14 protein-coding genes are annotated in these 22,779 nt (G+C 46.9%); 1 reads left to right on the forward strand and 13 read right to left on the reverse strand.

From position 1 onward, the window contains the following. Window positions 1–242: 242 nt before the first annotated feature. From CPG39_RS04585 to CPG39_RS04605, 5 genes are all read right to left on the reverse strand, one after another. Entirely contained in the window at window positions 243–506 is a 264-nt protein-coding gene (locus tag CPG39_RS04585) for a hypothetical protein (RefSeq protein ID WP_096292260.1), read from the reverse strand. A 31-nt stretch (window positions 507–537) separates the two neighbouring features. Then, entirely contained in the window at window positions 538–1,863 is a 1,326-nt protein-coding gene (locus CPG39_RS04590; RefSeq protein ID WP_096292261.1) for an alkaline phosphatase PhoX, read from the reverse strand. 414 nt (window positions 1,864–2,277) lie between these two features. Then, on the reverse strand, window positions 2,278–3,876 hold the full coding sequence (locus CPG39_RS04595) for a hypothetical protein (protein ID WP_096292262.1): 1,599 nt from the start codon (window positions 3,874–3,876) through the stop codon (window positions 2,278–2,280). A gap of 168 nt (window positions 3,877–4,044) precedes the next feature. After that, on the reverse strand, window positions 4,045–5,022 hold the full coding sequence (locus CPG39_RS04600) for a bile acid:sodium symporter family protein (protein ID WP_231990391.1): 978 nt from the start codon (window positions 5,020–5,022) through the stop codon (window positions 4,045–4,047). A 300-nt stretch (window positions 5,023–5,322) separates the two neighbouring features. Beyond that, complete coding sequence (locus CPG39_RS04605) at window positions 5,323–7,296, reverse strand: integrin alpha (protein ID WP_096292263.1); 1,974 nt, start codon at window positions 7,294–7,296, stop codon at window positions 5,323–5,325. A gap of 587 nt (window positions 7,297–7,883) precedes the next feature. On the opposite strand from CPG39_RS04605, the gene CPG39_RS04610 reads away from it, so the two are divergent. Beyond that, entirely contained in the window at window positions 7,884–8,264 is a 381-nt protein-coding gene (locus CPG39_RS04610) for a hypothetical protein (protein WP_096292264.1), read from the forward strand. Between the two features lie 165 nt (window positions 8,265–8,429). On the opposite strand, the gene CPG39_RS04615 is transcribed toward CPG39_RS04610, so the two are convergent. The 8 genes from CPG39_RS04615 to CPG39_RS04650 form a co-directional block, all read right to left on the reverse strand. After that, complete coding sequence (locus CPG39_RS04615) at window positions 8,430–13,664, reverse strand: FG-GAP repeat protein (RefSeq protein ID WP_096292265.1); 5,235 nt, start codon at window positions 13,662–13,664, stop codon at window positions 8,430–8,432. A 456-nt stretch (window positions 13,665–14,120) separates the two neighbouring features. Then, window positions 14,121–17,306, reverse strand: coding sequence for a TonB-dependent receptor (locus tag CPG39_RS04620; RefSeq protein WP_096292266.1), 3,186 nt, complete (start codon window positions 17,304–17,306; stop codon window positions 14,121–14,123). Between the two features lie 122 nt (window positions 17,307–17,428). After that, window positions 17,429–18,604, reverse strand: coding sequence for a tetratricopeptide repeat protein (locus CPG39_RS04625; RefSeq protein WP_096292267.1), 1,176 nt, complete (start codon window positions 18,602–18,604; stop codon window positions 17,429–17,431). 8 nt (window positions 18,605–18,612) lie between these two features. Then, window positions 18,613–19,248: an energy transducer TonB gene (locus tag CPG39_RS04630; protein ID WP_231990392.1), complete on the reverse strand. Its 636-nt coding sequence runs from the start codon at window positions 19,246–19,248 to the stop codon at window positions 18,613–18,615. A 5-nt stretch (window positions 19,249–19,253) separates the two neighbouring features. Beyond that, window positions 19,254–19,658, reverse strand: coding sequence for an ExbD/TolR family protein (locus tag CPG39_RS04635; protein ID WP_013648059.1), 405 nt, complete (start codon window positions 19,656–19,658; stop codon window positions 19,254–19,256). Next, window positions 19,655–20,281: a MotA/TolQ/ExbB proton channel family protein gene (locus CPG39_RS04640; protein ID WP_096292269.1), complete on the reverse strand. Its 627-nt coding sequence runs from the start codon at window positions 20,279–20,281 to the stop codon at window positions 19,655–19,657. Before CPG39_RS04640 ends, CPG39_RS04635 begins: the two co-directional genes overlap by 4 nt. A gap of 1 nt (window position 20,282) precedes the next feature. Further along, a complete protein-coding gene (locus CPG39_RS04645) occupies window positions 20,283–21,776 on the reverse strand; it encodes a MotA/TolQ/ExbB proton channel family protein (protein WP_096292270.1) in 1,494 nt (497 codons plus the stop codon). Continuing rightward, window positions 21,773–22,543 (reverse strand): DUF3450 domain-containing protein, encoded by a 771-nt coding sequence (locus CPG39_RS04650; RefSeq protein ID WP_231990393.1) that lies wholly within the window; start codon window positions 22,541–22,543, stop codon window positions 21,773–21,775. The genes CPG39_RS04645 and CPG39_RS04650 overlap by 4 nt, the downstream gene beginning before the upstream one ends. Window positions 22,544–22,779 lie beyond the last annotated feature (236 nt).

Here is a 22,779-nt window from a genome sequence, read left to right on the forward strand (position 1 = left end):
CAAATAGATTGCTTTTGAGAATCCCCTCAGTAACTGCAGGCAATCAGCAGGCTGAGAGGAAAGATAGTTAGAAGGTAAAACATAGAACCCAATTCAACACGCCCACGATCTCCAGGATTGTTGTGACACTTTAAACCATTCAAGTGCTTGGGTTAAGCGGTTATTTTCCAATGCATCGAGAGGAAAGCATAGAAAATCTTTTGAGAAGAAGTTAAGCAGTACTGTACTATGCGCACACAATTTTAATATTCATAAATTTTATTACGCGATACCGAGGGTTTATTTTTCGGCGAAGATTTTATATTAAAGCGATGTATTTTATTTCCAGGCTTATTGCACATAATGGCAAACAATAAATAGGCCGAATAAAGATAAAGCCCCATAAACAAGCCTGAAATACTTCCCCAATCCACGGTCAGCTCATAAACTGCAATGCCGGTGATGATACTCAGCAATACAAAACCCATGGATGCAGCTACCCGCACCAGTAAATTATCAATTTTCATGCACGACTCCTTATGTAAGCGTGTTTAGAGATTATTCCCCGACCCGATCCAACCGCTTGTTGGTAATGATCATGGTCTTGTCATTTCCGGTACCGGAATGCTGGATGTTTACAAACAACGTATGCGGATCCTTACCAAAATAGATACCGGTACCTTCCGCAGCAGCATCTTTCAATGAAGCAAACAAATACACGCCGTCACTAAAACCATCGCCATCTTCATCCGGCAGAGCAACCCAGATATCGCTATTGGAGTTATCCTCAACAATCCACAATTTACCGTCCGGGCTGCGCGCCAGATTGTCGGGTCGCTTGAACCCGGTTACACCCATGGCCGTACTTGTGGGTCGAACTTCATGAGGCACATTCACTCCAGGCTGAACGAAGTAGCTCACTATCGGAACGGATGCCAGTTTAATAGCCAATATTGCACCAGGGCCGTTAGTGTTGATCGGATCGTTAGCATCCTCACAGGTCAATGCTGCAAACAAAGTATGTTCGATACGCTCCAAATCCTCCGGGCGGCAAAAAGGTGTAGCGCCTACAGCTTGGGCGGCGACCCTGGCATTAACCTGCACTTGATCCATATCCAGCGCAACCCATTCGGCCTCGCCGGTTTTGATACTATTTTTCACGCGTAAAACATATAGCTGACCCCTGCTCAAGTCACCATAGGTATGCGGTACGAATTTGTAAATCGAGCCCGTATTAGTTTCATCGATAACGTAGACGTTTCCTTCATCGTCGATTTCAATACCTTCGTGAGAAAGTGACCCCAACAAGGGCCGGACTTTGATTTCTGCTGCGATGGTCGGATCGTTCTTGGCGAAAATTATTTCGTATAACATGCCGCTTTCTGCGTCAGGCGCGTCAGGATCAGGCAGTGCCGCCGATATGGTTTCCTCCGCGAAAAGAAGTGTCTGCCAGGGCGTCCACACCAAACCATCCAAACCTTCCCAATCATGACGTTGCGCCAGAATATCAGCTTTGCCGGTTTGCAAATCCACAATCGAAACGGCGCCCCCGGCGTAAGGCGCAAGACCGGGTCGCACTTCATGGGTACGATATAAATAGCGGCCTGCATATTTTCCGGTTTCATTAACGGTATTCATGTCGGGTAAATCATTCGATCCAGGATAAATATCCAGATGACGCTCGTCTGCAATAATATGTTGCGTAAAACCTTTGGGAATGACCCACGGCTCGCTATCGAGAATACGTGGATCGGTTGTCGTTTGCTCATAAGCAGAAGCTGCGATTGGTTTGAAACTCATGGGACCATCTACCAGCACCGCTTCAGCATAAACCCATGTAGTCAACACGGCACAAACCGGTAGCGCCCAAGTTGATTTATTCATGAATTTCTCCTGAAAATTTAATTAGATTCGGTTTACCGCCGGACAATCGACTTACTGTCGTCACTGCCGCAACTATATCGGCCTAATATGAAATACTGATGTCAACTGAATGAATTTTTCATGAATGCTTGATGTCGTAGAAACCTGCCGACACTGACCGGTTCAACCATTCCGAATTATTCTTGAGGTCGCCTCTAATCATTCAGAGTTTTAAATAAGATGAGACGAGGTAAGCAGGCAACCCGCAGAACGAATGCTCGCAAATTTGCGATTTCTAGAGATGCCCTTAAATAAAAAAATCGCTGGTACCCCGGAAGGTAAATCCAGCGATTTCTTCTCAATGAATACGTTGGTGCTACTGCGAAAACTTCAATGCATGCGTAACAACAACAAAGCATTCAAGACAGACACCTATTAATTAAAATTAAATGTCCATTCTCTGGTCCAATCGTCGTTCTCATCCTTGAATGCACCTATATAATCGACTGCGGTGAAGAAAGGATCGCTCACCGAGACTCCACCCAAGGTTAGCGGTGAACCGGAGGCTGGCAAATAACCGCTCAGTAAAGGATCGCCCTCTTGATTCTCAGATTGCGACAAGAACCAATCCGCTGTTGCAAACGTAGCACCTTCGCCATCCGCAAAGTTGCCGGTGCAATTAACAAATGAATTTTGTATGGTCAAAGTGCCGCTTAAGCTGCCAGGAGTGCCCGCATGAGCAAAAGTTGCCGGACCATCAATCGTTAAACATGACGAGAATCCACCCACAATCACAGAATTCCAGATGTTGACACCGGTTCCACGACGTAACAACACACCTTCCACGGCACTACCTGTTCGACCGAGAATAGTCATGTTGGACAAAATTGGCTGAGCGCGGGGAGTACTGCCATTGTCGACTTCATTGTTGTCGGCTTCAATCCCGCGATCACCCGAATCAGCCGCCTGCTTGATTAAAATAAATTGCGCACGGCCTTGCCAGCCATTGGTCCAATCGAGAGAATCGTCACGAATGTTCGTCAACACCAGATGCTTCATTTGCACGGTGCCACCGAAAACTTCGATACCATCATCCAAACCTGCGTGCACCTGCACGTAATCAACAATCGTTCCTGAACCCACACCATTAAACGTCAAACCGTTAAGTTCCTCATCCTGACGAACCGCATCACCGGCAAAAAGAATTTGTACATATTTAAGCACGCCGCTATTATCCGCAGGATTATTACCGCCATAAATCTCGGTGGTAACCGCCTCGAAAGGAACTTCGCACACAGGTACACCTACATTACATCCGTTAACCGGTGCGTTACCTGCCAGAACCAGACCGGCCCACTCGCCTGCATCCTGACCCACTGCACCCGTCATGACAATGGGATTGTCCGGTGTGCCCTCAGCCAGAATTCTTGAACCCCGTCTGATCCACAAATAAGCCTTATCCAGACCGATAATATTAGTGCCTGGATTAATTGTTAAGGTAGCACTTTGGGTGTTATCACCGCCCACATAGACCGGTCCCTCGAGCACCCACACAATGTTTTTTGTCAAAGTAACATTGGTTGTAATCGTGCCACTCAAGATACAGGAATTCGCGGTTGGACCGGGTTGCGCAAAGCCAGGACAACCCGTAAATGCATTATTAACCAGTTGATCGATCGTGAAGCTCATCGGATTCGACCCAGGCACCAATTTCAACTTGGCATAAAAACTGTCGGCTCCAACCGTCACCGAAGCAACATGCACTGAGCTCGTATCGGAGTCAAACACGTTACGTTGTCCTGTTGTAGCTGCAATAGGATTGGCCGCAATCAACTGCAATCCGTCCCCCGCAAGTTGTAATTGAGCACTGTAGAATGCCGACGACCCGCCACTCAAAACTTCAACCACGGGAAGGTCAACAATGCCCGATGCCGGATCGTATGTGGCCGTTGCCTGTACATTGAGCGCAGCAGCACTCAACAGCACTGCTGACGCAGTCATTAATTTTTCTTTTATATGTTTTAATTTGAACATGATTTACCCACCTCCAAGTTTTAAATAGGTACGCAAATCTAACAAACCAACATGACAGGGATATTACATTCCCATGTAAATTAAAAATTCGGTTAACCAAAAAATGAAAGAGTTGACGACCGAATTTATTGTCTGTAATTGTAAGCCGTCCCGATTGGACATGTGCAACTAAGATGGGATTCGGATACGCCATAAGACAGCTAGCAAGCTGCCAATCAACGAATGCATGAGTGCTGAAACCGCTCCTGCAACGGGCGTCAACAGCAGCATTGGAAATGCCTGTTTAGCCAGCACAATGGCCAAACCGGAGTTCTGCATGCCAACTTCCACCGCAATCGTGCGCGCAGTTTGCAACTGGCAACCGAGTAGTTTTGCCAAGTGATAGCCAATGAAAAAGCCACCCCCATGCAGCAAAGCTGTTGCAAGCAGCAATTCAGCGCCATGATTGAGAATGGACTCCGCATGAGCTGCAAACACAATGGCACAGATTACGCATACCCCCAACACGGACAGCAAAGGTGCAGCTGGCATTACGCTTTGCACCAATCGCGGCACCCAGCGATTGAGCAGAACGCCCAGCGCAACGGGCAGTATTACGACTTGCAATGTTTGTTTGAACAATAACCAACTATCCACCGGAACAAGCGCACCGGCAAACAATTGCGTGAGTAACGGCGTCAGCACGACTGCAGCCAGGGTGGAACAAACCGTCATGACAACGGAAAGCGCAACATCCGCCTTGGCAATATAAGTCACCAGATTTGAAGCCGTACCACCAGGGCAACAGCCCACCAGAATCAGACCGACCGCAAAATAATCGGGTAAGCTAAGCGTATACGCTATACCGTAAGCTAACGGGGGCATGATGGAATATTGCGCCGCAAAACCAATGGCTACTGTTTTGGGCATGCGAACAATGCGGCGGAAATCATCGAACGTGAGCGTCAGCCCCATACACAGCATGACAAACGCCAGAATTAACACTACGACGGAGCCTTGATTCAGGAAGATCAACCACTCCGGCCAAATTAATGCGGCCGCGCACAGCACAATCATCCATAGCGGAAATAACAGCGTTAGTTTTTGCAACATGCTTACCGGATACCGTTCATAGTGGCTGTAGCGCAGGGTTCGCAAGCCAATCAATAAACATTCGCAAAAGAGATAATTGATTCATCTGAAGCATCAGCAACCCAGTCAAGTGAAAGAAATTATGATCCGGCGACACTCTACATGAAGTTGGCGCTAAACAGCTAATTAAAATCTTATTATTTTCTACCATTAATAAACGGGGTGGTAATACGCACTCAGGCGATCAAGGACCATCACAAATCAACTCTAACGTGAAGCCAAAATAATAAAGGTCGCTTCACGATTCAAGCGACCTTTTATCGATCACCACAGATCAGCACCACATACCAATGCGATAGTTTTTTGAGCGATTTGTCAGGCTACCGGGAAATCCGTCGTCACATTTACCCCGACCAACAGCACCGCCTCACCTTGCGTATACGTGTGGAAATTTCCGTGAACGCCGCCATCCGTCCAACCGCTGCTCAACCCAACCACGCTATCTCCCGCGTTACCTTTGATCTTCAAGGTATTTGTTGTATCCGACAGATCGATGACATTCTGCGCCGTCAAGGTCAGCGTGTTATCTCCGACTCCATACAAACTGATGGTTTCAATGCCGTGAATGTTATCGATCACGCTGGACAGATCGAGATTGAATCCGCTACCGGCCAGTCCTAAAGTATCGGTACCCGAGCCACCATCGACAAGCTCGAAATCATCCCCCAGTATGCGGATGTAATCGTTACCTGCACCGCCATCGAACGAATCCGCACCACCCCGGCCGATCATGCGGTCGTTGCCACCCCCTCCCTCAAAACTCTCCGCAACTGAAGTGCCAGTAAAATTATCGTCTCCTGGTGTACCGGGAAAATCCACGTCATTACCGGTAAAATCGCTGCGACCGAAGATCACGTAACTGGAACCATATGAATCAGCACCTGGAGCACCGATCATTAAATCATCAAAGCCATCGCCATTGACGTCCCCCGCACCACTAACCCACATACCAGATTCATCATCTTCTTCCGCTCCGTCCAGACGAATACTGTTACTATTGTCAAGATCGGACAACGTTATCTCAGCGTCAAATCCCGAAGCTTTGCCAAATAACACATAACTAGAACCAGAGTCACTGCCGTTTGGATCAGCACTAGGAACACCAATAATCAAATCATCAAAGCCATCGCCATTGACATCCCCTGCACCACTGATTACATTGATAAAAACAAATCCATTATCTATCCCCTTCAGACGAAAACCATTACTACCGTCAATCTCGGATAGGTTCATCGTGGCTTCAAAACCGGAGGCTTTACCAAAAACCACATAATTATTTGGATTGCCGCTGAATGAACTATCGCTGACAATCACGTCATCAAAACCATCGCCATTGACATCTCCCGCAGTGCTAACACTGCTACCCAACCGATCACCTAGCGCTATGTCTTCAAAACGAAAACCATTGCTGCCGTCCAAATCAGACAGATTCATTGCGGCTTGAAATCCCGAAGCTTTGCCAAACACCACGTAACTGGAACCGGAGTTACGCCCGTTTAGATCGTCGCTAGGCATACCAATAATGAAATCATTAAAACCATCGCCATTGATATCCCCTGCATCGCTGGCCGATCCTCCAGATGCAAAACTCCCTGGAACTTCATTTATACGAAAACCGTTACTGCCATCCAGATCGGACACATTCGTAAGCGCATCAAAACCTGATGATTTACCAAACACCACGTAACTAGCCCCCGAATATCCATCGTAGGGATCATCACCCAGAGAGGTTATAATCAAATCATCAAAGCCATCGCCATTGATATCTCCTATACCGCTGAATGATTTAGCTGAGAAATCATAGCCTTTTACCCCATCTATGCGGAAACCCGTATCCTCATCAAGGTCAGATAATTTCAATTTGGGGTTGAAATCTTCAGGTTTTCCAAATATCACATAGGCTGAGCTATTTAAGGAATATGAACTCACAAATCCCGTAATAAGCGCTACGTCCTCAAAACCATCTCCATTAATATCACCGACTCCTTCGACAAAACTTTGACTCTTACCTCCGTAAATCTCAAAACCATTTTCACCGTTCAGGGTATCCAAGTCCATTGTGGCACTGAAACCCGATTCCTTGCCAAACACAACGAAGCTTCCATGATAGTTTTTCTCAAAAATATGCCCAATTCCCATATCGTCAAAACCATCCCCGTTAATATCACCTGCACTGCTAACAGAGAGACCATCAAGATAATGAGAGCTGACAGCACCATTTGTACCCCCATTCAAACGAAATCCATTGCTGCCATCAAGGCTTGATAAATTAATACTTGTCGTTGCCATTATTTTGCCTCCAAAATAAGAAGGGATTTGCAAGCAATCCATTAATTGCTAGGGTATTCACCATCATCTTGATCATAAACTGAGTGATCTGATGATTATGTAGCTTCGCCAGCGGAATATTCCATCGCATACCGCAAACCGTTAATTTAAATTATTTTTATAAGAATATGTTGACGAGATCAGGCACTGTGGCACAAAAATACTTTAATGACAATTCAGATAATTCTGACTGTATATGTAGGTTTTAAAGAAGCTTGAGGAATGCTTGGAAAACAGCGGAAAGTTTGGCTGAAAAACGCATTCTCTGCAGAAGTTGTCGTACCAGGACATCAGATATTGCAACCTAGTATTTGTAAAGACTGAAAGCAAAGCAATTGAACAAATTTTGGTGCATGGGTTGCTGACCTGACTTTAATGCTTTTGCTAACACCTTGATACAAAGTTTATTTCCATAAATTCTAATGGTTTCCCTTAGGGGTCAGCAAGGGTTTCCCCAGTATAAGAATCAAGGGTTTCCCGATTTATTTTGGATGCCGGAGTCATTAATATGCACTCAATCGTTAAAACTTATTTCGGAGGCAAAGATCATGAAAACCCAAAAAACTATTACAGCAATATCATTAATCGCTGCTTTATTTTTTGTTGGTCTGCCCTTCAGTTCCGCAAGCGCTGAAGAAATTTTAACCGCTCAAGAACATCTGCAATTGGCAAAGCAACATGAAGTGTTATTAAAAGAAGCAGAAGTTAAGCTTGCAGAACACCAAGCTGCTTTGGAAGATTATGAATCAAGATCTTTTTACTATGGCCGCAAAGGTCTGGATTTTCAATCTCATGAGAAAGCTAACATTCGTGAATATGAGAAATTAGTAGCTGAGAATAAAGCTCAGGCAGCGATACATTACAAATTAGCTGGTGAAAGTCAAACACCGCAATTTGTAAGCGGCAGCAGCAATACCCAAGTTAATTAATAAAATCTCCTCGTTATAAAAAAGCCACTTGATATCAAGTGGCTTTTTTATTGCCTGAAATAACATCAGGAAAACACCCTAAAGCGCAAGCTGGGTAAAAAAACAAACCGGAAGATGCGCTCTTTTCGATCTGTTTCTAACAATCGAGTAATTCTGAAAGGCTCGTTAACCTACCGGGAAATCCGTGATCACATTCACCCCGATCAGCACCACCGCATCGCCCTGTATGTACTCATGAAAGTTACCCCGAATACCGCCATCAACCCAGCCGCTGCTCAATCCAACCACGCTATCGCCGGCGTTGCCTTTGATCTTCAGCGTATTCGTCTCACCCGATAGATCGATGACATCCTGCGCGGTCAACGTCAACGAATTATCCCCGACACCGTATAAAGCGATAGTCTCGATACCGTGAATCTTATCGATCACACTAGACAGATCGAGATTGAACTCACTCCCGGCCAATCCCAGGGTATCGGTGCCCGAACCACCATCGACAAACAGAAAGTCATCGTCTAGTATGCGAATATAATCATTTCCGGCACCGCCATCGAATGAATCTGCGCCGCCGTGGCCGATCATGCGGTCGTTGCCATCACCACTCTCAAAGCTCTCCGCCGCTTTGGTGCCGGTGAAAATGTCGTCTCCGGGCGTACCGGGGAAATCCACCTCATCACTAAAGCTGCTGCGGCCAAATATGATATAGCTAGAGCCAGATTCGTCACCATTCGCAGCAGCATCAGGCGCACCGACAATCAAATCATCAAAACCATCACCATTCACATCACCCGCGCTGCTGACTGACAAACCCGATCGATCACCTTCTGCTTCGCCATCCAGGCGAAAACCATTGTTGCCATCAATACTGGATAAATCCATCGTGGAATCAAATCCGGATACTTTGCCAAATACTACATAGCTGGAACCTGAACCGAGAGCACCATTCGGGCTGGCGTTGGCTGCACTAATAATTAAATCGTCAAAGCCATCACCATTTACGTCCCCCGCTCCGTCCACAGAAATACCTGAATGATCAAACACTGCTTCACCATCCAGGCGGAAACCGTTGATACCATCCAGGCCAGATAGATTCATCGTCGCATCAAATCCGGATGCCTTGCCAAATATCACATAACTGGAGCCGGATTCATTGCCATTCGGATCAGCACGAAAAGCACCAATAATCACATCATCAAAGCCATCGCCATTAACGTCTCCCGCTCCGGCCACAGAGGAGCCCGAAGAATCAAAGATTGCTTCACCATCCAGTCGGAAACCGTTGGTACCATCCAGGCCGGATAGATTCATCGTCGCATCAAAACCTGAAGCTTTACCGAACACCACATAATTAGAGGAAATATAATTCGAAGCGACACCAAAGACACCACCAATAATCACATCACCGAACCCATCGCCATTGACATCTCCCGCTCTACTGACCGAGCTTGCCGCTTGATTCAGGCGAAACCCGTCACTGCCATTCAATCCGGATAGTTTCATCGTGGCACTGAATCCTGAAGCCTTGCCGAATACCACGTAACTGGAATCAGTGGTACCGGCCGTAACAATCACGTCGTCAAAACCATCACTGTTAACGTCACCCACACTGCTCACAGAGGCACCCGATCGACCACCTACTTCACCATCCATGCGAAAACCATTCTTCCCATCAAGATCGGATAAATTCATCACCGCAGAAAAACCTGACGATTTACCAAACACAACATAACTGTAACCCGAGAAATTTCCAGCTCTGTAGGCACCTATAATCAAATCTTCAAAACCATCACCATTCACGTCTCCCGCATCGCTAAAGGAATCACCTGACCAATCACTATTTTTTACTCCATCCAGGCGAAAACCATTACTGCCGTCAAGACTGGATAAATCCATCTTGGCATCAAATTCAGAAGCCTTGCCAAACACTACATAGGTGGAGCCGGAAAATAAACCGTTCGGATCAGCATATGGCGTGCCAACCATCAAATCATCAAAACCATCACCATTGACATCTCCAGCGCTACTTACCAGCCTACCCAAATCGTCACGCGCGTCCACTCCATCCAGGCGAAAACCATTTTTACCATTGAGACCGGACAAATTGATGATACCAATATCCGAGAATTCAACCCGCACTGCCTCATCCACCTTCAATACCGCTCCATTCTGCTTGTACGTATGAAAACCACCTTGGATTCCTCCATCCACCCAATGATTACCGCGTACAGTAATTTCATCGCCGATATCACCCTTGACGATCAAGGTGCCTGAAGTATCGCTAGGCAGAGCAAGCAATTCCGCTGTGGTTAATTTCAACGTATTATTTCCGTTACCGCTCAGATCTATCGTTTCAATGCCATTGATTTTTCCCCGGACATCAGCCAGATCCAGATGTATTCCGCTTCCATCCAAAGCCAGCGTATCGTGCCCTTTGCCACCGTCAACCAACTGGAAATCCAGATCGGGCACCCGGATAGTGTCATCGTCGAGCCCTCCATACATCACATCCGCCCCGCCACCGCCGATCAATAAGTCATTACCATCATTCGCATCAAAACGCTCCGCCGCCTCGGTGCCTGTAAAAACATCATTATTTTCAGGAATGCCCACATAGGTTACGGTACCGGTAAACTGACTTTTGCCAAAGATCACATAAGCAGCGTCATCACCAGGATTAGCACCCGGGTCGGCGACCATTAAATCATCAAATCCATCCCCGTTGACGTCTCCTGCCCCGCTGACCCAGCGTGACGCTCCATCGAAACGAACACTATTAGTGCGGTCTAGTTCGAACACTTTTACCGTGGCATCAAACCCGAATGCCTTACCGAACATCACGTAACTAAAGCCGGAACTGCTAAAAATCAAATCGTCAAAGCCATCGCCGTTGACGTCTCCAGCTCCGCTGATTGTATTGCCGAAAAATCCACTACCACTTCCAATTCTATCCAAAAGAAAGCCATTATTTCCATCCAGATCGAATAAGTTCAACGTGGCTTCAAATCCTGATGATCTACCGAATACAATACCCCGTCCAATAATGACGTCATCAATCCCATCGCCGTTGATGTCTCCCGCACTGCTGACTTCTCCGAAAGTACCAACAATGTGAAAACCATTACTGCCGTCAAGATCGGACAAGTTCATCGTGGCATCAAAACCTGAAGATTTTCCGAATACAATATTGCCGTCAACAATGACGTCATCAATCCCATCGCCGTTGATGTCTCCCGCATTGCTGACCGATTCAACCGAACCATCGATGCGAAAACCATTATTCCCATTAAGTTCGGCAACATCTACCACTGCATCAAAACCGGATGATTTACCAAACACCACGTAACTGGCTTCATCGTTGTATTGATAGGGAGCGAATTCGGAGCCTATGATCACGTCATCAAAACCATCACCATTGATATCTCCCGCACCACTAAATGATCTACCGGTAAAATTACCATCGGGCACTCCATCGATGCGAAAACCGGTATTCCCATCCAGATCGGCTAAATTCCCGGGATTAATATCACCCGACTTGCCAAATATGATGTATGCGGAGCTATAAAAACTATAATAACCATATGAACCTGTAATTAGAGCCACGTCATCAAAACCATCGCCGTTTATATCACCGACACCTTCGACAAAACTTTGATTAGTGCCGCCAAGCGCAAAACCATTTTTACCGTCAAATCCAGTCAAATCTAGTGTGGCATCAAAACCTGAATCTTTACCAAATACGACGTAACTTCCTCCATAGTACTTCTCAAAGACAAGCCCGATTCCCATATCGTCAAAACCGTCGCCGTTCATGTCACCCACGCTGTTGACCGATATGGCATCCAGATAATAACTATCAAGCACATTCAGACGAAAACCGTTACCGCCATCCAGACTGGATAAATTGATACTGATCATGGGCTCCCTCACCTCCGGCAGAGGCGGGAAATCCACGCCGCCATCGGTGAATTCGCTACGGCCGAATATGACGTAACCGGGGCCGGAATCATCGCCGTTTGAATTCGAATTGGGCGCATTCACGATCAAATCATCAAATCCATCGCCATTCATGTCCCCGGCACCGCTAACCGAACCGCCAAAAGGACGATCATATATCGATCCATCAAACGCTGTTAATTTCGGACCATCAATACGAAAACCATTATTATCACCGTCCAAATCGGATAGATTCATTGCCGCGTCAAATCCCGAAGCCTTACCGAATACCACGTAACTGGAACCGGTCAATACCCCTTGCGGATTAGCAAAAGGCGCACCAATAATCAAATCAGCAAAACCATCGCCATTGACATCCCCCGCACTGCTTACAGAACGGCCCGAGAGATCATTAATCGTCGCTCCATCCAGCCGGAAACCGTTACTGCCATCGAGAGCAGACAGATTTAGCACTGCATCAAAACCCGATGACTTGCCAAACACCACGTAACTGGAGCCGGAATTGCGTCCGTTCAGGTCAGCTGAAAAATCCCCAATAATCAAATCAGCAAAACCATCGCCATTGACATCCCCCGCATTGCTGATCGCACCCGCTCCTCCATCCAGACGAAAACCATTGTTGCCATCGAGAACGGACAGATTCATCGTTGCATCGAATCCCGATGACTTGCCAAACACAATATAACTAGTACCGGAACGGTCACCATTTTCATCGATCCTGGTACCCCCAATCATTACATCATCAAAGCCGTCTCCGTTGACGTCTCCTGCATTGCTAACCGTGCTACCTCCATCCAGACGAAAACCATTACTGCCATCGAGAACAGACAGATTCATCGTCGCATCGAATCCCGATGCCTTGCCAAACACTACGTAGCTGGAGCCGGAACTATTACCATTCGGATCAGCTCCGTAAGCGCCAATGATCACATCATCAAAACCGTCTCCATTGATATCACCCGCATTACTAACTGAAAAACCTGAATAATCATACGCCGCCACACCATCCAGACGAAAACCATTGCTGCCATCAAGATCGGATAAATTTACCTCCGCATCAAATCCCGATGACTTGCCGAATACCACATAGCTATTACCGTAGTAGTAATGCGTATTACCAAAATGTTTACCAACGATTAAATCATCCAACCCATCGCCATTGATATCCCCCGCGCTGCTGACCGAGCTTGCTCCGCTATCCAGACGAAAACCATTGCTGCCATCGAGATTGGACAGATTCAACGTAGCATCAAATCCATCGGCCTTGCCAAACACCACATAGCTAATCAAATTAAAGCCACTAACAATCACATCATCCAGGCCATCGCCATTGACGTCTCCTACATTGCTTACCCAGGTGCCTGAAAAACCAGACCCCTGCGCGCCAACCAGACGAAAACCGTTCTCTCCATCCAGGTCTGCCACATTAATACTTTGCGTTGCCATTTTTTGTCTCCAAATAAGAAGAGATTTGCAGCTTATCCATCAATCCTGAGGTCATTCACCGTCATCTTAGCCTTGAACCAAGTGGTTAAATGATTGGGATACTTATCAGCAGAATATTCCATCGCATACCGCAAGTCGTTAATTTAAATTATTTTTATTAGAATATATTGACGAGATCAGGCACTGTGGCACAAAAATCATTGAATGACAATTCAGATAATTCTGACTGTATGTGTAGGAAGTTAATTGGAAATTTTTGTATGGGCTTGTCAAACACATGCAAAAAACCACTCCCTGGAGGGATTAATAACGATCGGTAAAGCTAAGAGATATGATAGATCTTACCGGGAGCTCCCGGCGTTCTGTTTTTGATATAGCATCAGGTAACAGCGGCATCAATGGTGTGATCGAAAAATCATGCGCTTCATGATGTGAAAATTGTATTATTTTCTACAATCAATAAGCCAAGCGAACACTAAAGTTAAAGAAGCGTCCACGGCGGAACTGCCTGCTGATTTCGTCACCTTGCATGATGAGCACATCGTCATCCAATAGATTTTGTGCTGATGCCTGCATCGATATTCCCCGATACAAATTCTGGCTGAGCACAAAATCGACTTGATGAAAGGGCTGCTCGTATTTATCGGGCGTTCCCAGTAGCCCTGCGGCTACGATACGTTTGCTGGAGACGTTGTACAATAAGGTCGCCTGTGTCTTCCAGGCCGGATTATCATAGCCGATCTGAAAATTAACGATATGCGAAGAATGACCTTGCAAGGGCCTTTCGACGGTCGTCAGCGATGCCAGATTCTCGGCGCTTAATTGAACCTTCGATGTAGACCATGTGTAATTGCCACCTACATAAAAATTTTGCAATTGCGGATGCACAAAATCCAATTTTTTTAGCAATTCAAATTCAAACCCATAAATATTCGCTTTATCCGTATTCTGATAAGTATTCAGCACGCCAGAGCCCACTTGAGTGACCAACTCGATGGGATTGGTCAGATCTTTCCAGAAAAAACCGGCAAAGATGTTTTCACTAGGCGATAAGTAATATTCCCAACGCACATCCCAGTTGGTGATCGCGGTTTGTTTGAGATTCGGATTACCGATGGTTTCCTGGTTGGTATTGATATCGGTAAAGGGAGCGATGGATAATTCCCTGAAATCCGGTCGTGATAATGTTTGGCTAAAACCCGCTCGCAGTTGCTGTTTGTCCGTAAGAAACATCGTAGCCGTTGCTGCCGGTAACATATCAACTCTGTTCAGTCTTGCGGTTGTGGGCAAATTATCCTTGAATGTATTGACCTTCTGATCATTATCTTCCCATCGCAATCCACCGGTGATATTGACTCTATCGTGCAGCAACCAGTCCATTTTTCCATAATAAGAAAAGAGGTTTTGAGACGCGGTGTAGCTTTCGCTGGCCCGGGTGACATCACGCAGTTGAAATCCATTCCTCCCGATGAAGGCGGGTTGCAGGATATTTTCCACCGAGGGTTGAGCTAAAACGGAATTATCGAAGGATGTTGTAAAATAGTTAAAGCGCTGAATATTCGAGTCACGGGTTTTATCCTGGGTGATAAAACCGCCGTGCATCGTTATTTTATAATCACGCAAAACCTCTAATGGCAATTTCCCATCGACACGCCAGCTTCGATCCCGGTCAATCAGATCGGAATACATGATCTGATTGCTATCCACCTGACGCGAAAAAGAGAAATTGCCGTTTCTTGAAACATCATCGTAACGATAATCGCGTGTTTTAGGCTCAACCCGATCGGCGGTGGCATCGGTAAACAACCAGTTAACGGTAAAATCCTTCAATTGATCAAACCGGTGCTCACCCCCTACCTGATGCATGAATAATTGATTCGAGAAAAATTTAAGCCGCGTTCTGCGGATATCAAAAGTTTCAGCATCGGTAAATCCCTGAGCAACTCTGGCTTCATCGAAAGATTGGCGCAAGAACATGGTCTTCGCAAAAAGCTTATGCGTATCCTTATATTGCAGTTCTGTTCCGCCATAACCCGTCAGATGCACTTCGCGCAGCGACCGTTGCGTATCAAAATCCATTTTTTTGATCAACTCGCCATCATCCGTAGCAAATTCGCGGTTGATTTCGTTCTGCCGTCTAAATTCCTGTTTCCAGCCAGCCGCTGCAATGTAACCCCAGGTAAAATCACCATAAGAAAAACGATCGCCGACAGACGCTTGCATGCCCGTATCGGGGCCGATCTTTTTCCTGTTGACATCCCACACCCCTGACAAATCCTCGCCAAGTTTTTCCAGTTGCACGGGCGTAACGCCATTCGGATTAAAGGGGGATTGCGGACGCAGGTTTCCATCCTTGATTGCAGCATCCAGCGAATCGGGCATGGCGCGCGCGCCATCGTCATAACTGGTAAAGTCAATGCCGCCTCCCTTGTACGTCAAACCTTCCTGAAAGGTGGTATTGTCATTAACACCCGCCTGCAAATTGAGGTTGAAAAAGAACTCATCCGGAATGCCGCGCGTGCGCATCTCCAGCGTGCCCCCGGCAAACTCCGCCGGGCGATCCGGCGAGTAGGTCTTTTGCACCTGCACACTCTCAAGAATATTGGTGGGGAAAAGATCCAGTGGCACCACGCGACGGGTCGGATCCGGGCTGGGAATCGCTGCACCGTTCACCAGTGTGGTTGAGAATCGCTCACCCAATCCACGGATAAAAATGAACTGGCCGCCGACCAGCGTGAGTCCGGATGCCCTTCGTAACGCACTAGCGGCATCGCTATCGCCCGCACGGCTAAATTGCTCGGCACCCAATACGGTTGAAACAGATGTGGCGGTGCGTTGCTCTTCAATCACCGAAGCCACCGTACCTGCCAGATGGGGCTCCAAAACCACATATTCAGCCAATTCCACCCCTGCAGGGGTAAGCTTGAAGCTGAGTTCGGTGGTTTGCGCGTCAGTGATCTTGACATCATCCTGCGTTTGGCTGCTGAAAGCGCTATGTAACAAAGAAACGCTGTAACTGCCGGCCGCAACCGTGGCACTTATCCGACCTTGCTCATCCGTTCTTAATTTTTGCTGGGATCCACTCAGAAAAACTTGTACATCCTTGATCGGTTTCTGTGTTTCTGCGGATATCACTTGCACGGAAATAATACCCTCCCCCTGATCTTGCGCTTCGCTCGCGGTTGCCTCCATACCGGCTAACGTTCCTGCGACCGAGCTTTCAATATTGAGCAATGGCTGCTTTTTTCCGGGATAGAAGGTGATCAGTATTTGCGCGTTCTCAGCCGGACGCAGGGGTAAATCGAAAGTAAATTCTTGATCCTGGGTTTTGAGCGTGAATTGATACGATCCGGGCGGTAATTTCCCCGCAATGCTGCCATTCGCATTGGTTTTCAACGCGGAATCCCCGTCCGAACGCCAATTATAGGTTGAGGGCGTGGCTTCAAAAATTAATGCTGCATTGGATTTGTCATACCATTCACTGGTAATGGATAGCTCAGCATTTTCAATCGGCATTCCGTTCTGAAATAAATAAATCGCAAACTCGGCTTTCTCAGTTTCAGCCCGAGCAAAGGTACTGATCAAAGCAATCGCGATTATGCTGCAAAACCAGAAAATTTTTTTTAATTTTTTTGTATTCATTTGGCGTATCAAGCCCCCTCTCCACTTACAACACGCTGGTTCATGGAGATAAATTCTAATTATGGATTGACCGAAAGAGCCGTTCCGGGCGGATGGTTAAGGCGGCATGGCGAGCGTACGCATCAGGTGCATTGCCAGGGTTCGTTTTTGCATACTTCCATCAAGCGGCGAAGTTCCGTGGCTTTGCGAAAAAGTTCAGCGTTCGTGAGATGTTGCAGGTGCTTATCGACCGCGGAAAAACGGCGGCTCGAAAATAGCGCATAAGCCAATGCATAGCGAATATCCTGGTCTTCCAATAAGCCGGTACGGTACAAACTGGACTCCATATTGGCGGCATGTTCGAATTGCTTTAATGCCAGCAGAATCGATAACCGCTGTTTCAACTTCACTTTTTGATCACTGATGCTTTCATTGAGCGTCAAGGCTTTGTGAAACCGGCCTGCGCGCCGGTAGATTTCGGCGGCTTCCGCCTGTAAGACAGGATTCAATAATGAAGCCTGCTCCAGAATAAATGCTGCGGAATTCAACTGCCCCTGATCCAGATAAGTATGCGCCAGCAGTTTTGCCACCATTTCCTCATGCGGGTATTGCAGGCGCGCAACTTCAAGAATGTTGATGGCTTCCCGATATTCCCGGCTCAAACGCAATGCATTGCCGAAGGCGACATAATCCGTAGCGGTTGCATCCGCGCGTTTGAAATATTCCCGGCCTAATCGGATAGCTTCCTGATAGAGTCCCAATTCAACAAAATAAAACACCTTGCGCTTGAGAAAACGAGAATCCGATGGAAAAGTGCGCTGCCCTGCGTTCAAGGTATCGATCGCCGCTGTGGTTCGTTGCAAGTGCCAATAGGATTCCGCTTTCAAACTGATTAAGACTGCATCCTTGTTAACCAACGCACCGGCCTTTTCAAGGGCATCAAGGGTATTCTTGTAATCTTTCACTCCGAAGTAAGCTTGCGCCAAATAGATAAAGATGGATGGATCCTTTTGTCCATTCTTGACTGCTAGCCGCAAGCTGTCTTTGGCTGCTTCGAGGTCGTTCAATCCCAGATACGATAAACCTTGCAGCGTATAAAATCGGGCCAGATCGGTTTTTTTATTGCCTAAATCGACACTTTGCAATGCCAGCAAAGCGCGGTCATGATGCCCATCTTTAAGCATGACCGCAGCCAATTCAATAAAATCGGTGGGTTGCTGCGCCTTATTATCGCTTGCTCCCGCAGGATAAGCGTAACAACTCAGGGCGATAGCCACATAAATCAGGTAATGAAATTGCCAGAGCCCGTGGTTTTTCATATCAACGATCAAGATAAATCAAAGCGAATTTTTTGCTTGGCCCAGACACGAACCGTGTCACCTTTGTACTTCGCCGGTTCAAAATGCCAAGCGCGAATGCCTTGCAGCGCTGCCGCATCAAAAATCCCGGATGGACTGGACTCCAGCACTTGTACCTGATTGATGGAACCATCGGTTTCAACCAACACCGACAAGACAACATAGCCCTTGATACCGTTCCTTTTGGCTGTCGGCGGATATTTGAACGATCCGCGCGCTATCGGTTTAGGTGGAATATCCACCAGATCGGCGGTCATGACGGCGTTACCGGTTTTACCCAGCAAACCATCGTCAATATCGCGTTGTCCGTTATCCAAACCCAGCGAACCCAAATCAATGCCGGATAGCGCAGTATCCAATCCTTTGAAAGGCGCGGGCGCTTGCGGACGGGATACCTGCTTTTTAGGCTCCACTTTCTTGATCTCTTTTTTGGGTTCTTGTTTGATCTCCCGCGTCATGGAGATTTCCGTCACGTCCTGGGGAGGCGTTCTTTCAATCTTTCCCATGTAGTGATTTAGTATCACGATCAACCCAAATACAAATACCAGGCCGAATAACATCGACACAGCTCCAGCCAAATGCTGTTTCATATTGATAGTTCTCATTTTCTTCACCCCGCTTCTTTTTTAGTTGCAACACCTACGCTTTCGGCACCCGCCAAACGCGCCTGATCCACTACTTCTACCAATCTTCCTGCCGGCACACCTTCATCCGTCACCACCAGAACAATCTTGTTGGAGGCCGTGCTCAGCGCATCGCGTAACTTGCTTTGTATCAACCACAACCGCACGGGTTCGCCATCCATGTACGTATCGCCATTGCGATCGATAAACAAACGGATCGCCTTGCTCGATGCCGCTACGGCGCTATTCGCTTTGGGTCGCTCCAACTCCAGTTTCATATCCTTGACAAAAGTCGTTGTCACCATAAAAAAGATCAATAAGATAAAAACGATATCGATCAAGGGCGCCATATCGATGGTGGTTTCTACTTCCGCCGATTCTTTGTGTCTCATGATGAAAAACTCTTGGTTGGGTGATGGCTATGGATCTGATGACACAGCAGGTCCTTGACTTGCGCGAGATCCAACTCTATTTGATGCTGCTTGCGGTTTAAGATGCTGTGCGCCAGCAAACCGGGGATGGCGACCGTGAGTCCCATCTGGGTGGTAAACAAAGCTTGTGAAATACCCCCGGCGATTCCCCCGGATTGCGAATGCAAGGTCATCGTTGCCAATGAATCGAATGTTTCAATCATCCCGATTACTGTTCCCAACAAACCCAACAAAGGAGAAATGATGATGACGATGCGCACCAAAACGGAAAATCTACCGATCTCCCTTTCATATTCATAAAAAGCAGCATCCAAATGACGTCGCAGATTTTTCACCCCTTTCTGTTGCAATCGAACGCCTTGCTTAATGGCCTGAGCAACGATACTTCCGGCGGGCTTGTCATCGTGTTGCTGGTAATATTTCAATAAGTCGCGCACACCCATGCTTTTGGGTGATTTCATTACCCAGAATCGATAACCCAAGCCATACCATAGCAATAGGATGCACAGCACTAAAGGCGGCATTACGATTCCGCCCGCCGCCAGCAGCTGTTTTATGATCAGAATCAATTCCGCGAAATCCATTTCAAGTACTACCTAAGGCCAAGGCAGATTCGTCCACAATGGATACATTCGGTTCATCGATATCCAGTCCGCCACCCAAAAAAACATTGATGATTCTGAGCGCTGAATGCTCCATATCGCGTTTAATGTTTTTCGCCCAGGAAGACAGCAATGACCCCAGCATCAGCGCCGGAATGGCCACGATCAAGCCGAGTTGTGTTGTTACCAGAGCAATCGAGATACCATCCGACAAAAGTTTAGGGTCACCGGTACCAAATTCGGTAATCATGTCAAAGGTTTCGATCATGCCGGTTACCGTACCCAGCAAACCGAGCAGCGGCGCTACGGAAGCAATCACCAATATTGCCGTGCCAAAACGATCCAATGGGCTGGATTCTTGCAGAATGGCCTCGTACACGATGCCTTCCATATGATCCCGGTCATCTTTCAAATGGCGCAGGGTGTAGTGCAACACGCGCCCGATCGCGGAGGAGTTGTCTTCACAGCTTTTCTTGGCCACCTCCAGATCGCCGGAAGCCAATTCACCAAGAATCTGCTCCGTCAATTGTTGGGTGTTAGCGCTATTCGTCCGCAGTAAATGGGCACGGATCAGAGACAACAAAGCTGCAAAGCCGCCCAGTATTACGATGATCCAACCAATGGGACCTCCGGAATCGATAATGCCTATGAGGGTTTTCTCAGGGGATTCATCAATGGAGCTGGTGCGTGATTCAAATAGATACAACTGCAAAACATCCGGCTGTTCGTTCTTGCTCAATGCAGTGGCGTTTTCTGCACCCGCATTTTTCCAAACCTTGAAATCCCCTCCTCCCGCAGGAACCAGACTCCCGCTGCCACCGTCGCTGATGCCATAAGCTGCAATATTGCCCAGATGAATCAACGATCCTTCAACCTGTTTACCGTCGGCCAAGAAAAAATGACCTGACTTGGTCTGGATTGCGCCGAGATTCCGCAGTAAAGACAATGCCTGCTTAAACAAAAAATCAACTTTGACCGGATCGTTATCCTTGGCTTCCTTCATTGCCTCGGGCATTTCTATGCCATGATTCTTCAACGTCCCTTCAGCTTGCAAATAGGTGGTTTCCAGAGCATCGCTACGTTCTATCACAGCGGCTTCCTTGTGTTCCGATTCGGTAAGCTGTGCGCTCAACTGATCAATTCTGGCTGAACGTTCGACCGAGCTGCGTTCAAGCGCATTGACTTTACCGCTCAACGCCTGTTCTTCCCGATTGGCGCTGGCCTGATAATTTCTTAGGCGTTCGGCCAATTCACGTTTCTGCGCTTCCAGAAAAGCATATTCACGTTTATAAGCCGTTTCCAGGTTAACGGTATCTTGTTTGATTGAATTTGTTTTCTTGGCAGGCGCGGATTCAGGCTTTCTTTCAGGTGCTGAAACCGATACATTCTCGGTGACTTCAGTACCTTTCTGATCCTGCGCAAAAGCCAAATGCGGCAGAATCATTGACAGTGTCAGGATTAATAATTTTATTTTCATTTTTTTAACGGATTCGGTAATTCAAAATAACCCTGGCGAATTTGTTTCTTCAACGAATCAAACAAATTCCTGATTCGCTCCCTATCGCCTGCGTTATCCACCATTTCAAACTTCCAGCCGCCTTGCGCCAGCTTCCTGGCCATGCCGCTTTGGTTATCCTTGGTTTGAAAGAAAAGAAATACCGTGCCCAGCTTGGCGATATCCACCAGCACTTTTTCCCCGTCGAGCATGATCGTTTGCTGATAAATGCCATTTTCCTTGCTCAGACGAATTTCATCCTCGATCAATGACCACGCCTGGTTGACCGCCTTGTTGGGATCTATCTGTTGATTGATCAGATTGTTTTCCAGATCATTAATCGCCTTGACGCGATCTTCCATTTTGAAGGGGAAGCCGGTTTGAATATGCCGCCGGTATTCACCCAATGCCGCCAGCAGAACCGGCTTCAAACTTTCACCCGATTGCTCTGCCTGTTTCGCAGTAACGCCCAGCTTCTCAATGGAATGCTGCAACTTCTCAATACTCAGTTTTTGCCGCCGCTCTTCAACACTTAAATCCGCCAGTTGCGAATTCAGTGCTGATATTCTGCTGCCGTGCTTTTCCTTCTCGAGATCCAGTTGCATTTGTAGCGTTTCCACTTCACCGCGAATTTTGGCCAACGACTTGGCCAGGTTCTCCAGGCTATTCCCCATCACTACGGACGTAGATAACAGCAAAATCATCACGCTGGAAAATAAAGCTGTTTTTTTAAAAAAATGGTTTGGCATAAATTCCTCATCAACAATGCCCATGCATACTACAAGTTGAATATTTCACTTTCATGACAGTTCGATGTCATTTCATCAATCCTTTCCGAGATCGATCAAAGTCGTTGCAATCGAACAGCAACCGAGATATTGAGGTAACGCGGTCTTTTGATATAGGAGGGGTATCTGTCAGTCTGGCAGGGTATTAAGAAACAGCAGATTGAGTGATTTTTACGTTTAAGAAATAATTCGATGAT

The sequence above is a fragment of the Nitrosomonas ureae genome (assembly GCF_900206265.1).
Lineage (GTDB): Bacteria > Pseudomonadota > Gammaproteobacteria > Burkholderiales > Nitrosomonadaceae > Nitrosomonas > Nitrosomonas ureae_C.